The sequence below is a fragment of the Sphingomonas sp. genome (assembly GCF_025353885.1).
GTDB lineage: Bacteria > Pseudomonadota > Alphaproteobacteria > Sphingomonadales > Sphingomonadaceae > Sphingomonas_O.
The window spans coordinates 14,669-28,304 of record NZ_JANXNX010000084.1; the positions used below are offsets into that span (position 1 = coordinate 14,669).

Consider the following 13,636-nt stretch of genomic DNA (forward strand, 5'->3'; position numbering starts at 1 on the left):
AGACCGGACGCGCCGCTAAGGGCGTGCCATGTCGGAAATCACGCCCCAGATCGTCGCCGAACACGGCCTTTCCCCGCAAGAATACGAGCGCGTCCTGAACGCAATGGGCCGCGCGCCGAATATGACCGAACTCGGTATATTCTCGGTCATGTGGTCCGAACATTGCAGCTATAAATCATCGCGCATCCACCTGAAAAAGCTGCCGACGACGGGGCCGCAGGTCATTTGCGGGCCGGGCGAGAATGCCGGTGTCGTGGACATTGGCGACGGGCCGGACGGCAAAAAACTGGCCGTCATCTTCAAGATGGAGAGCCACAACCACCCGAGTTATATCGAACCCTACCAGGGCGCGGCGACGGGGGTTGGCGGTATCCTGCGCGACGTGTTCACGATGGGCGCGCGGCCGGTGGCAAACCTGAACGCGCTGCGCTTCGGACGGCCCGATCATCCTAAGATGAAGCATCTGATCGCAGGCGTCGTGCGCGGTATCGGCGGTTATGGAAATTGCGTCGGGGTGCCCACCGTCGGCGGCGAGGTGAACTTCCACAGCGCCTATGACGGAAATATCTTGGTCAACGCGATGACGGTCGGGGTCGCCGAACAGGACAAGATATTTTATTCAGCCGCCTCGGGCGTCGGCAACTCGATCGTCTATGTCGGTTCGAAGACCGGTCGCGACGGCATCCACGGCGCGACGATGGCCAGTGCGGATTTTTCCGAGGATTCGGAGGAAAAGCGACCCACTGTCCAGGTCGGCGATCCGTTCACCGAGAAATTGCTGATCGAGGCGTGCCTGGAACTGATGGCGTCGGACGCGATCGTCGCAATCCAGGACATGGGCGCCGCGGGGCTAACCTCGTCGGCGGTCGAGATGGCGAGCAAAGGCAATGTCGGCATCGAACTCGACATGGACGCGGTGCCGTGCCGCGAAACCGGCATGACGCCCTATGAAATGATGCTGAGCGAATCGCAGGAGCGAATGCTCATGGTGCTGAAGCCCGGTCGCGAGGATTTTGCGCAAAGCATTTTCAAGAAATGGGAGCTCGACTTTGCGATCATAGGCAAGGTGACCGACACCGGCCATATGGTGCTGACATGGCAGGGCGATGTCGTTTGCGACATCCCGCTCGGCCCACTGGCCGATGACGCCCCCGCCTATGATCGTCCGTGGGTGGCGACGCCCAAGCGCGCGGTCCTGACCGACGTGCCGCAGTCGGCGGACATCGGTGCGGATCTGCTGACGCTGGTGGGATCGCCCGACATCGCCAGCCGTCGCTGGATCTGGGAACAATATGACACCCAGGTCGGCGCGGATACCGTCCAGCGGCCTGGTGGCGATGCCGCCGTCGTGCGCGTTCACGGAACGCAAAAGGGGCTGGCGATCACGACCGACTGCACCCCGCGCTATTGCTATGCCGATCCGGTCGAGGGCGGCAAGCAGGCGATTGCCGAGGCGTATCGAAACCTGTCGGCAGTCGGTGCCAAACCGCTGGCGGCCACCGACTGCATGGACTTCGGCAACCCGCAACGGCCCGAGATCATGGGGCAATTCGTCGGCTGTATCGAGGGCATGGCAGAGGCTTGCCGCGCGCTGGATTTCCCGATCGTGAGCGGTAACGTGTCGCTGTATAACGAGACCAAGAACGATGACGGCACCGGCAGCGCGATCCTGCCGACGCCTGCGATCGGTGGGGTCGGGTTGTTGGACGACTGGTCGAAGTCGGCGACGATCGCGTTCAAGGCCGAGGGTGAAGCGATTTACCTTCTCGGTAAAAGCAACGGCCATATCGGACAGTCGGTTTGGCTCAGAGATGTCGTTGGCCGCGAAGACGGACCGCCGCCGCCGGTCGATCTTCATGCCGAGCGGTTCAACGGTTGGTACGTTCGCGAATGGATTGCGGCCGGCATCGTCACTGCCGTCCACGATTTGTCCGATGGCGGACTGGCGGTGGCTCTTGCGGAAATGGCGTTGGCTGGAAAGATCGGCGCGGCTGTGACGGCCACACACGACATGACGCCCGAAGGATGGTGGTTCGGAGAAGACCAGGGTCGGTACATCGTCACGGTCGCTGACGTTGCCGCCTTTGAAAAGCATATTGGTGCGGGCAACGACAGCTTCGAAGACCAGGGTGGGCAGGTTCGACGAATCGGCACGACTGGTGGCGCTGAAGTCCTGGGCATAGCGCTGTCCGACTTGAGCGCCGCGCATGAGGGCTTTTTGCCCGGCCTGATGGGCTAATCCCGGGAAGTCACCCCGGCGCAGGCCGGGGTGACTGCTGTTCCTTCGTCGGAAAGACGACCAATCGCTAAAGCTGGCCGAACCGCTGGTTCGCGGCCTCGATCTTTCGCCCAAAGCCGCGGCGTTCCATCAATGGGTTGGTTTCGCGTTCGAATGCGATCAGCGTGTCGTCGAACAAGGCGCGCAGCCGGACTACGTCGGGCAGCGCTTCATCGGGAGCCTGCCGCCATTCGATACTCTGCCGTGCGATATTTTCAATCTTTTCGGCCAGATCAGCGAGCGCTTCCGCACCGAATTGCGAAGCCTCGCCCTTCAGGGTGTGGGCGGGCAGGACCATGGCGATCGCGTTGGAGGCGCGCATCGCTTCCTCAATCGCGGCGACAGACTTCACCCCGTCCTCACGAAAATAGCCGAGAATGCGCACGAAATCGGCGCCAAGTTCGCTGCGCGCGCTGGAAAATCCGGCCCAGTCGATGATCGTTTCGGTTTCTTCGGACACGTCAGGCTGCTCCGTCGATTACATTGTGTCCCACCACAGGCAACCGCCCTAGGGCAACAGGGTAAAGACAGTGTTACGATGCGTCAGATACCGATACCGATCAACGGATTTGCGAACACGATCAGGTCGGCGCGAAAGGGTTTTTAGGCGCGCGGAAGGTCAGGCGGACGGGCACGGCACCGAAGCCAAGTTCGCGCCGGATGCCGTTGACGAGATAGCGGCGGTAGCTTTCGGGAAGCTGATCGACGCGCGTGCCGAAGATAACGAAACTGGGGGGACGCGATTTGATTTGCGTGATGTAGCGCAATTTGATGCGTCGGCCACCGGGCGCGGGCGGCGGGTTCGCCTCCAGCGCGCGTTCGAACCAGCGATTAAGTTCGCCTGTGGGCACGCGTTTCGACCAGGCATCGCGGGTTTCGAAAGCGACCTTCAAAAGCACGTCAAGCCCCTTGCCTGTGACTGCCGATACAGTCAGCAGCGGCACACCCTTGACCTGCGCAAACCCCTCGTCGAGCGCATGTCGCACGCCGTTGAACAGCGCCGACTGCCCCTCGGCAACGTCCCATTTGTTGAGCGCGATGACCATTGCGCGCCCCTCCTCGAAAATCTGGTCGGCGATACGGAGGTCCTGCGCCTCCAACCCGCGCGTCGCATCCAGCAGCAACACGACGACTTCGGCGAAGTCGATGGCGTGGGCGGTGTCTGCGGCGGACAGTTTTTCCAGCTTGTCCTCGACCTTCGCCTTGCGACGCAGCCCCGCGGTGTCGATCAAGCGCACCGCCCTGCCCTCGAACTCCCATTCGATGGCGATCGAATCGCGTGTAATCCCGGCTTCGGGACCAGTGATCATCCGTTCTTCACCGAGGATCTGGTTGACCAGCGTCGACTTGCCCGCATTCGGTCGCCCGACGATGGCGATTTTCAACGGAGCGTCTGGCGACTCGTCGTTTTCCTCGACGACCGCTTCGACCGAAATGCGGTCGAGGTGGGGCATCAGTTCGTCGAACAGGTCGGCCAGCCCCTCGCCGTGCTCGGCCGAAAACGGGATCGGTTCGCCGAACCCCAGTGAGAATGATTCATACACGCCGCTATCACCTGCGCGCCCCTCTGCCTTGTTCGCGATCAGGATCACCGGCGTGTTCGTGCCGCGCAGCCAGCGGGCGATTTCCTGATCGAGAGGCACCAGTCCGGCACGCGAATCGATCACAAACAACGCAACATCGGCGCCGGCGACGGCAGCTTGCGTCTGGGCGCGCATCCGGCCCGGCAAGGTCGCGGCATCGTCTTCTTCGAATCCGGCGGTATCGACCAGGCGGAACTTCATGCCGCTTAAATCGGCGTCGCCCTCTCGCCGGTCGCGCGTGACACCGGGACGATCGTCGACCAGCGCGACCTTTTTTCCGACCAGCCGATTGAACAGCGTGGATTTGCCCACGTTGGGACGTCCGATAATGGCAACGACGGGCAGCGACATGAGTTTGATACTTCCCCCCCTCCCGGACGTGGGGAGAGGGTCAGGGAGGAGATGTTGGCGCGGTTCGTATCAAATTACGCGCGCCTCGGCCATGGTTACGCGCGCTTGACGCGGCAATCGATCAGCGAAACGCGGTGATGCGCCCCGAATTGTCGAAAATATAGAGGGTCGAATTGGCGACGATCGGTTGCAGGAAAACCGGCTGGCCGATCTTCGTCGTGCCCAGAGTCTTGCCATCGCCGGGCGATACCGTGACCATGTCGCCCGAGGAGTTGGCGAGCACCAAGCGATCGCCCGCCAGCACCGGTCCGGTCCAAGTCACCGAACCATTCTTGGCCTTGTCCTTGCGATACCGCTGAAGCTGGCTGACCCAGCGGATCTTGCCGGTGGCGCGCGCCACGCACAGCAGCTTGGCATCGTCGGTGATCACGAACACCCATTCGCCGGCAACCCAGGGGGTCGAAAGCCCGGCGATATTCAGTTCCCAGATGCGCTGGCCGGTGACGAGTTCGAGGCTGACCATGCGTCCGCCAAGGCCAATGGCGAAGACGCGGCCCTGGTCGATGACGGGGTCGGCATCGATGTCGGTCAGCGTGCCAACCGAGGTGTTGATGCTGGTTCGCGACAGGGTATCCTGCCAGACGCTGCGACCGTTTTCATAACGATAGGCGGTGAGATCGCCCGATGAGAAGCCCGACACGACCGTGCCCTGCCCGATGGCCGGGGCAGCGACGCCGAAGACGCCGGCGACCGAAACTGCGGCGGCCTCTGTCCATTCGACGTTGCCGTCGGTGGCGCGCACCGCAAACATCTGGTTGTCCTGGCTCATCGCATAGATATTGCCGAGTGCGACCGAAGGTGCGCCGCGCAAGGGAGCGCTCAACCGCTTTTTCCAGATAACCGACCCATCGGCAATCTTCAGCGCGCCGATGTCGCCAAGCCCGTTGGTCGCATAGAGTATGTCGCCATCGACGCTGACCCCACCACCGAACAGCGACGTCTTGTTGCTCTTTTTCTTGTTCTTTTTCTTCTTGTCTTTCTTACCGTTCGAATCGGCGTCGACGACCACAGGCGCGACAACGGCGGGAGCCTGGACGCCGTCGTCGCCGAAATTGACCGACCATGACTTTGCGCCGGTAGCCGCATTGAACGCGGTGATCTGCGCCTCGGTGTCCATAACATACAGCTTGCCACCCGCGACGACGGGGGTCGCGGCTAGGCGCGATCCCTTGGTCGAACCGGCGACCCGAGCCTCCCATGCCTGCGCGATGTTGGCACCCAAAGCCAGATGGCCCATCGATTTGGTCGCGTTGCCCCCGGGCTGGCTCCAGCTGTCGTTGGGCGCTGCGGCGGGCAGCGTCACAGCGACACCGGCCAGCGCAGGCTCGACCTCGACACCGTTTTCGCTCGTCAGGATGGGAATCCGGTCACCGGTCAGCACCGACTTGGGTTTGGACGCCTTGAACACGCCACAGCCGCCGAGCGCCAGCGCCAGACCGAGCACGGGGGCCAGCACAAGTGCGCTACGATTGGTTTTATTCATGCTAGTTCTTGTCCTTGCCGGTGGCGTCGCCGGGCTTGCGTGCGCCCGCTGGGGTTTCCTCGACACCGTATATCGCTGCCAGTTGAACGATGCGCGAACGGATCGTGCTGGGCACCTGTTGATCGGAGATTATCGATTTGAATGTCGCCCCGGCGAGGTCGGGCTTATTCATGCGCATATAGGCAACGCCGACCATCTCGCCCGCGCTGCCGAACCACGGATTACCGGGAATCGCGAGAGACTTCAGGCGCGCAACGACCTGTTCGGGCTTCAGCGTGTCATATTCGCTGGCGGTCTGGCGGATCAGCGCAAGGTCGCGATAGGGCTGGGCCAGCGACGTGTCGGCCGCCACCGCGCCGAACTGGGCAGCGGCGCTTTTCCCATTCTCCTGTTGCGCGGCGATGTCGGCCAGCGTCAGCTTTCCCGCCGCCTTGTAGCCTGGCACCTTCGACGCCGCGAGCGCGTTCAGCCGCGGGATCAGCGCCTGCATTTTCCCGGCTACCAGATCGTCAAGCGCGCCCGAAAGCTGCTCCCCCTCGATCCCGCGGGCTTCGGCCTCCTGCGACTTCCAATACAGAAAACCAGCCAGCGCGACCAGCGCGGCAACGATCGCAACGATGATCCAGCGACCCCAGCTTTGCCAGATCCCGGCAAACTGGTCGCGACGAAGCTCATCGTCGACTTCACGCAGGAAGGCTTGGTTGGTCGGGGGCGTCGAGGCCAAGTGCGTCTCTCTCTTAGGGTAAACGCCGCATCCTTAGCGACGGGCGGCGGGCGCGGCTAGTCCTTCGGCGCGTAGGTCTGGTCGGGCGTCGGAAAGCTGCGGTCGCGGACCTCTGCGGCATAGCTCTGCGCAGCATCGCCTATCAGCGCCGCCATGTCGGCATAGCGTTTGACGAAGCGTGCCGTGCGGTCGAACAGGCCCAGCATATCCTCCGCCACCAGCACCTGCCCGTCGCACAGCGCCGACGCGCCGATCCCGATGGTGGGGCAGGAAATGCCGTCGGTAATCTCGACCGCGATCGGTTCGACCACCCCTTCGATCACAAGCGCGAAGGCACCCGCCGCGTCGATCGCGCGGGCGTCGGCGATGATCTTCAAACGCTCGGCCTCGCTGCGTCCGCGCGCGCCGTAGCCGCCAAGCTGGTTTACCGCCTGCGGGGTCAGCCCGATATGCCCCATCACCGGAATGCCACGCGCCGATAGGAACGCGACGGTCGCCGCCATCGCCTCTCCCCCTTCCAGCTTCACCGCCGCCGCGCCGGTTTCCTTCAGGATGCGCGCGGCGCTGGTAAAGGCCTGTTCGGGAGAGCCTTCGTAACTTCCAAAGGGCATGTCGATGACAACGACGCTGTGATAACTGCCGCGAACGACCGCCGCCCCGTGGGCGCACATCATTTCGAGCGTGACGGGAACGGTCGACGGCAAGCCATAGATCACTTGCCCCAGCGAATCACCGACCAGCAGCAGGTCGCAATGCGGGTCGAGCAATTGCGCCATCCGCACGGTATAGGCGGTCAGCATGACGAGGGGCACCTGGCCCTTCGCCTTGCGGATCGCGGGCACAGTCAATCGCTTCATCGGCGCCGGGGTGGGCGTGGCGCGGCTGGTCGAGGTGTCGAGCGTGTAGGTCGTTGACATGGGCGGGGGTTGTAACGCCGCTACGCGGGCATGACCACCACCCCCGATGCGTCGATAATAGGCGTCTCAGCTAACGGTAACGCCCTTCCAGAACGCGACGCGTCCGGCAATTTCGGATGCCTCACGCTTGGGAACCTTGTAATACCATGCGGCGTCACGGTTTTCCGCGCCCCCGGCCTGGATCGAATAATAGTTCGCGGTCCCCTTCCACGGGCAAGCCGAGGTGGTGGCGCTTTCGACCAGCACGCCCGGGGTGACGGAATCGATGGGGAAATAATGGTTGCGCTCGACGACCACGGTGTCGTCGCTTTCGGCAATCGTGACGCCGTTCCAGACTGCCTTGACCATCGTTTATCCTTTGTAAGCGGTGACTTCGATTTCTATCTTCATTTCGGGAGTGACGAGGCCGGTTACAAGGCATGTCGCCGCTGGCCGAATGTCTGCGAACACCGCGCCGAGCACGGGGCCGATTGGCGACCAATAAGCGGCGTCGGCTATGTAGTAGGTGGCCCGCACGACGTCGGCCATCGCGAACCCGCCCTCCGCCAGCGCCCTTGCAATCGTGGCAAGCGCATTCGCGGTCTGGTCCTCGACCGCCTCGGGCATCGTCATCATGGCATAGTCATAGCCGGTCGTCCCGGCGACGAAGCACCAGTCCCCCTGCACGACGGCGCGGCTATAGCCGACGGTGGTTTCGAAAGGCGATCCCGATGAGATAAGCGTGCGTGTCATGGCACGCGTGTGAAGGCGGGCGCGCCGGATGTCCAGTTCAGGGCGAAGGCTGTCGCCCATAAGTCCGGCTTGAAGCCGACGAGCAAAACCCCCTGCGCCTCGACGACCGGCCGCTTTATCATCGACGGATTGGCGAGCATCAGGTCGATCGCCTTGTCGCGGGTCAGGTCGACCTTGTCCTCAGGTGACAAGTCGTGGAAACTGGTGCCTGCCCTGTTCAGCACAGTCTCCCAGCCAAGGTCGTTGCACCAGCGTGCGAGCGAGGCCCGGTCGATGCCAGCCTTTTTGTAATTGTAAAACGTGAAGGCAATATCCTGCGCGGTCAGCCAGCTTCGCGCTTTCTTCACCGTGTCGCAGCCTGGAATGCCATAGAGGATGATCTTCACCGGTATTTCCTGTCGTTGCTTTGCCGCTTCGCATAAAGATGTCATATGCACGTTGACGGCAGCTTCCCACCAAACTCAGCCGCTCCGCCTCACGCCCGGCAAATCTCCATCAGCCATCATCGCTCTGGCAAGCCCTGCCAATTCGTCCGGATTGAGCACCCAGACCCGTGTTTTGCGTCCGACCCGGAATACCGGCTTTGTCAGCAAAACACGCGCATCGGCCTGCACCACTGGCTTGAACGCGGCAAAATGTCGCACGCAATCGCGGAGGGTTCCGAGGAACGGCGCGGTGCCGTCCAGGTCGATCAATGTGGCCTTATCATCCCACGGGATCACAACAGAGGTCGGGTGTCGATCACCAACGCCGCTCACTCCCACTCGATCGTGCCGGGCGGCTTGCTGGTGTAGTCGTAAACAACGCGATTGATGCCCTGCACTTCGTTGACGATCCGGGTGGCGACGCGGCTTAGAAAACTGCCGTCGAACGGATAGATATCCGCTGTCATGCCATCGGTGCTGGTCACCGCCCGCAGCGCGCAGACATTTTCATACGTCCGTCCGTCGCCCATCACGCCGACCGTCTTCACGGGGAGGAGGACAGCGAACGCCTGCCAGATGGCATCGTACAGCCCGGCATTGCGAATTTCCTCGAGGTAGATGGCGTCGGCCTTGCGCAGGATATCACAGCGTTCCTTGGTCACTTCGCCGGGGATGCGGATGGCGAGACCCGGCCCCGGAAACGGGTGACGCCCGACAAAGATTTCGGGCAGCCCCAGTTCGCGGCCAAGCACGCGGACTTCGTCCTTGAACAGTTCGCGCAGGGGTTCGACCAGGCCCATCTTCATGCGTTCGGGCAGGCCACCGACATTATGGTGGCTCTTGATCGTGACGCTGGGGCCACCGGTGAAGCTGACGCTTTCAATGACGTCGGGGTAAAGCGTCCCTTGCGCGAGGAAATCCGCGCCGCCGATCTTTTTGGCTTCATCATCGAACACTTCGATGAAGGTTTTGCCGATGAACTTGCGCTTGGCCTCGGGGTCGGTGAGCCCTTTCAAGCCGTTCATGAACAAGGTTTCGGCGTTCACATGGACCAGCGGGATGCCGTAATGTTCGCGGAACAGGCCCACGACCTGCTCGCTTTCACCGAGCCGCATCAGACCGTGGTCGACATAGACGCAGGTAAGTTGTTCGCCGATGGCTTCGTGGATTAGGACCGCCGCGACTGCCGAGTCGACGCCGCCCGACAGGCCGCAAATGACTTTCCTCTCGCCGACCTGCTTGCGAATATCGGCGATCTTGGCGGCGCGATATCCGGCCATGGTCCAGTCGCCCTGCAACCCGCAGACGTGGCGCACGAAGTTGGCGATCAGCTTTCCGCCATCGGGGGTATGGACGACTTCGGGGTGAAACATCGTGCCATAAAAGCGCCGGGCGTCGTCGGCAACCACCGCGAAGGGCGCGCGTTCGGACGTGGCGACAACGCGAAATCCGGGAGGTAGAGCCTCTACTTTATCCCCGTGGCTCATCCAGACCTGATGGCTTTCGCCGGTTTGCCACAGGCCGTCGAACAACACGCATGCCTCATCGACTTTCAGGAAAGCGCGGCCGAATTCGCGCGATTCGACGCTGCCGACCTTGCCGCCCAGTTGCGCTGCCATCGTCTGCTGGCCATAGCATATGCCAAAGATCGGCAGCCCCGCCTCGAAAAAACGCTGTGGCGCACGGGGCGACCCGGCATGGGTGACCGACGCAGGCCCGCCCGACAGGATAAGTCCTGCGGGATCGAGCCGGTCGAACGCAGCCTCGGCGGCGTTGAACGGGGCGATCTCGCAATAAACACCCGCCTCACGCACACGGCGCGCGATAAGCTGGGTGACCTGACTTCCGAAGTCGACGATGAGGATGGTTGCGGCTGGCATGGCTCCGCCTAACGAGCGCGCGGGGCGCTGTCTATTTCGGCGAAACCGTCATGCCGGTCCATTCGGCGATAAATGCCCATTCGTCGGCGGTTTCGGCGATGATCTTGTCGATCGGCTTGCCCGAGCCATGGCCTGCCCGCGTCTCGATCCGGATCAGCCGCGGCTTTGGTCCCAGATCGGCGGCCTGCAATGCGGCCGTGTATTTAAAGCTATGCCCCGGAACCACCCGGTCGTCCGTGTCGGCGGTCGTCACCAGTATTGCGGGATAGGCGGTGCCGCTGCGGATATTATGATAGGGCGAATAGGCGCGCAGGTTCCGGAAATCAGCCTCCACCGCCGGGTCGCCATAATCATCGGTCCAGTAACGCCCTGCCGTGAAGCGATTGAAGCGCAACATATCCATGACGCCGACCGCCGGGAGGGCGACGGCAAATAGGTCTGGCCGCTGGTTGACGACCGCGCCGACCAGCAGGCCACCGTTCGATCCGCCCTGGATGGCGAGCTGGTCCTTTGTCGTTGTGCCTTGCGCGATCAAATATTCGCCCGCCGCAATAAAATCGTCGAACACATTCTGCTTTTGGTGCAGCCGCCCGGCATCGTGCCAGGCATTGCCATACTCACCGCCGCCACGAAGGTTGGCGATGGCGAGCACCCCGCCCTGCTCCAGCCAAGCGATACGCGTCGCCGAAAAACCGGGCGTCACCGCCACGTTAAAGCCGCCGTATCCATATAGTAATGTCGGTGCGGGGCCAGCCGGCAAGGTTCGTTTACGAACGACAAACATCGGGATTTTAGTTCCGTCCTTCGACGCGTAGAAAACCTGCTCGGTCGTGTAATCACCGGGTGCGAATTCCAGTTTCGGCTGGAAGAATACCGTGCTGGTATTAGTCGCGGCGTCGTAGCGATAGATGGTCGGCGCAATCGCAAAGCTGGAAAAGCTGTAGAAGCTCTCGCTGTTGCCGCTCTTGCCGCCAAAGCCTGCCGCGGTGCCGATGTCGGGCAGTCGCACGACGCCCGCCGGCCTGCCGTCGAGTTCGAACAGCGCGGCCTCCGACTTGGCATCGCCGAGATAGGCGACGATCAGCCGCTGGCCGACGAGCGACGCGCCGACCATGGTATCGTCAGTTTCGGCAACGATGGGTTCCACCCGAACCTTGCTACCATCGACGTCGATCGACACCAGGCGTCCCTTGGGGGCGTCGGTATCGGTCACGAACCAGAACCGCGACCCGACTGATCCGGCGAGGTCCCAACTGTTCTTCAGGCCCGAAATCAGCGCGCGGGGTTTAGAGTCACTCCCATCGAGGCGCATGACATGCACCTCCATCCGGGGGTCGGTGCCTTGCGTCGAAGTGACGACCAGATAGCGGCCGTCGTCGGTAACCCGCGCGCCATGGCTATAGTTCGGATGATCGGGCGTCGCGTAAATCCTGACGTCGGCATCCTGCGCGGTGCCGACCCTATGAAAATAGACTGTCTGGTCGGTGTTCAGCGACTGGAACGCGGCGCCTTCCTTCGGAGCCGAAAACCGCGAGTAGAAGAACCCGGAGCCATCGGGCTTCCAGGCGATGCCCGAAAACTTCACCCATTTAATCTGATCGGCAAGCAAAGCGCCCGAACCGACATCGACGGTCCGCAAGGTGCGCCAGTCGGTGCCGCCGTCCTGAATGGCATAGGCCAGATACCGACCATCTTCGGAGGGCGCCCACTCGGCCAGTGCCGTCGCGCCGTCTTTGGCCCAGCTGTTGGGGTCGAGAAGCTGACGGGGACGACCATCGATCTCGTCGCGAACCCACAAGGTCGACTGGTTTTGCAGGCCGCTGTTATGCGAATAGAAATACCGTGAACCCGCCCGACGCGGCACGCCCATGCGCTCAAAATCATAAAGCTGCTTAATCCGCGCGGCAAAGATGTCACGACCGGGAAGCGTCGTCAGGTAACGCTCGGTCACAGTGTTTTCCGCGGTCACCCAATCCCGAACCTTGGGTGAGGTCCGGACGTCGTCTTCCAGCCACCGATAAGGATCGGCAACCGCCTCTCCGAATTGCGTTTCGACAACGGGCACGGTGGTGGTTTTCGGATAAGTCAGTGGAGCCTCGGCAGATACGGGGGCGGAAAGGGTCAGGACAGCCACGACCAAGGCCAGCGAAAACTTGTGCAAAGAAAAAGGCTCCGGGATATAATCCCGAAGCCTAAAACTCGTTTGGTGGCGGCGCAAGTACAGCCGATGCGCGCTGTCAGGCAGCAACATCCAGATCGTCGTCACCGGCAATCGGTCCTGAATCCAGGCCCTTGGCGTTGACGTCGCGGTCGATGAATTCGATGATCGCCATCGGAGCAGCATCCGAAAGGCGGATGCCAGCCTTGACGACACGGGTATAACCACCCGCACGATCGGCATAGCGCGGCGCGATCACGTCGAACAGCTTGATCAACTGCGTATCGTCGAGCAGCCGAGCATGCGCAAGACGACGGTTGGCAAGGCCACCCTTCTTCGCCAGCGTGATCAGCTTCTCGGTGTAGGGACGCAGTTCCTTGGCCTTTGCCACGGTTGTCGTAATTTGCTCATGCTTGATAAGCGCGGCCGCCATGTTGCGGAACAGTGCCGCGCGATGGGAAGAAGTACGCTGGAGCTTACGTCCGGCATTACGATGGCGCATGGTATCCGTCCTATGTTCGTCCCGAAGCCGTATCAGGCACTTCGGGCCAGGCGGTGAAACGGGGCACCGCCAAAACCCCTACTTTACTTGAGGCTTAGCCCATCAACTCGGCTTCGAGCTTTTTGGCCATGTCCTCGATATTCTCTGGCGGCCATCCGGGAATGTCCATGCCGAGACGCAGCCCCATCGACGACAGCACTTCCTTGATTTCGTTCAGGGACTTGCGGCCGAAGTTCGGCGTACGAAGCATCTCTGCCTCGGTCTTGCCGACCAGGTCACCGATATAAATGATGTTGTCGTTCTTCAGGCAATTCGCCGAACGCACCGACAACTCCAGCTCGTCGACCTTTTTCAAAAGGTAACGGTTGAGCTGGTTGGCATCGCTTTCGCTGACATGTGCAGGCGAAGCCGCTGCCATCCCGATGATCGGCGACTGGGTCGCCACCATCGAATCATCGAAGTGCACGAACAGCGAGAGCTGGTCCTGCAAGATCCGCGCGGCATAAGCCACGGCATCGTCCGGCGTAATAGTGCCGTCAGTCT

General features: G+C 62.0%; 14 protein-coding genes. 1 reads left to right on the forward strand and 13 read right to left on the reverse strand.

The window, feature by feature from the left end; all coding sequences use genetic code 11:
• The first annotated feature begins 28 nt into the window (after positions 1-28).
• Positions 29-2,239 (forward strand): phosphoribosylformylglycinamidine synthase subunit PurL, encoded by a 2,211-nt coding sequence (gene purL, locus Q0R02_RS09305; RefSeq protein WP_293882703.1) that lies wholly within the window; start codon positions 29-31, stop codon positions 2,237-2,239.
• 67 nt (positions 2,240-2,306) lie between these two features.
• On the opposite strand, the gene Q0R02_RS09310 is transcribed toward purL, so the two are convergent.
• The 13 genes from Q0R02_RS09310 to Q0R02_RS09370 all read right to left on the reverse strand — a co-directional run.
• Positions 2,307-2,738, reverse strand: a complete 432-nt coding sequence (locus Q0R02_RS09310) for an Hpt domain-containing protein (RefSeq protein ID WP_293882705.1) — start codon at positions 2,736-2,738, stop codon at positions 2,307-2,309.
• Between the two features lie 121 nt (positions 2,739-2,859).
• Positions 2,860-4,212, reverse strand: a complete 1,353-nt coding sequence (gene der, locus Q0R02_RS09315) for a ribosome biogenesis GTPase Der (RefSeq protein ID WP_293882708.1) — start codon at positions 4,210-4,212, stop codon at positions 2,860-2,862.
• Positions 4,213-4,333: 121 nt separating this feature from the next.
• Complete coding sequence (locus Q0R02_RS09320) at positions 4,334-5,755, reverse strand: PQQ-binding-like beta-propeller repeat protein (RefSeq protein ID WP_293882711.1); 1,422 nt, start codon at positions 5,753-5,755, stop codon at positions 4,334-4,336.
• A gap of 1 nt (position 5,756) precedes the next feature.
• Positions 5,757-6,479, reverse strand: coding sequence for a tetratricopeptide repeat protein (locus Q0R02_RS09325; protein WP_293882714.1), 723 nt, complete (start codon positions 6,477-6,479; stop codon positions 5,757-5,759).
• Positions 6,480-6,535: 56 nt separating this feature from the next.
• Positions 6,536-7,396 carry a 3-methyl-2-oxobutanoate hydroxymethyltransferase gene (gene panB / locus Q0R02_RS09330; protein ID WP_293882716.1) on the reverse strand — a complete coding sequence of 287 codons (861 nt, stop codon included), beginning with the start codon at positions 7,394-7,396 and terminating at the stop codon, positions 6,536-6,538.
• A 66-nt stretch (positions 7,397-7,462) separates the two neighbouring features.
• Positions 7,463-7,744, reverse strand: a complete 282-nt coding sequence (locus Q0R02_RS09335) for a DUF427 domain-containing protein (protein WP_293882717.1) — start codon at positions 7,742-7,744, stop codon at positions 7,463-7,465.
• A gap of 3 nt (positions 7,745-7,747) precedes the next feature.
• Positions 7,748-8,128 (reverse strand): RidA family protein, encoded by a 381-nt coding sequence (locus Q0R02_RS09340; RefSeq protein WP_293882718.1) that lies wholly within the window; start codon positions 8,126-8,128, stop codon positions 7,748-7,750.
• On the reverse strand, positions 8,125-8,514 hold the full coding sequence (locus Q0R02_RS09345; RefSeq protein WP_293882721.1) for an arsenate reductase: 390 nt from the start codon (positions 8,512-8,514) through the stop codon (positions 8,125-8,127). The genes Q0R02_RS09340 and Q0R02_RS09345 overlap by 4 nt, the downstream gene beginning before the upstream one ends.
• A gap of 75 nt (positions 8,515-8,589) precedes the next feature.
• Positions 8,590-8,823, reverse strand: coding sequence for a hypothetical protein (locus tag Q0R02_RS09350; RefSeq protein WP_293882724.1), 234 nt, complete (start codon positions 8,821-8,823; stop codon positions 8,590-8,592).
• Between the two features lie 59 nt (positions 8,824-8,882).
• Positions 8,883-10,433, reverse strand: coding sequence for a glutamine-hydrolyzing GMP synthase (gene guaA / locus Q0R02_RS09355; protein ID WP_293882727.1), 1,551 nt, complete (start codon positions 10,431-10,433; stop codon positions 8,883-8,885).
• 31 nt (positions 10,434-10,464) lie between these two features.
• On the reverse strand, positions 10,465-12,594 hold the full coding sequence (locus Q0R02_RS09360) for a prolyl oligopeptidase family serine peptidase (RefSeq protein WP_293882730.1): 2,130 nt from the start codon (positions 12,592-12,594) through the stop codon (positions 10,465-10,467).
• A 76-nt stretch (positions 12,595-12,670) separates the two neighbouring features.
• Entirely contained in the window at positions 12,671-13,093 is a 423-nt protein-coding gene (gene rplQ / locus Q0R02_RS09365; protein WP_293882733.1) for a 50S ribosomal protein L17, read from the reverse strand.
• Positions 13,094-13,187: 94 nt separating this feature from the next.
• On the reverse strand, positions 13,188-13,636 hold a 449-nt coding region (locus tag Q0R02_RS09370; RefSeq protein WP_293882735.1), incomplete at its 5' end, for a DNA-directed RNA polymerase subunit alpha C-terminal domain-containing protein.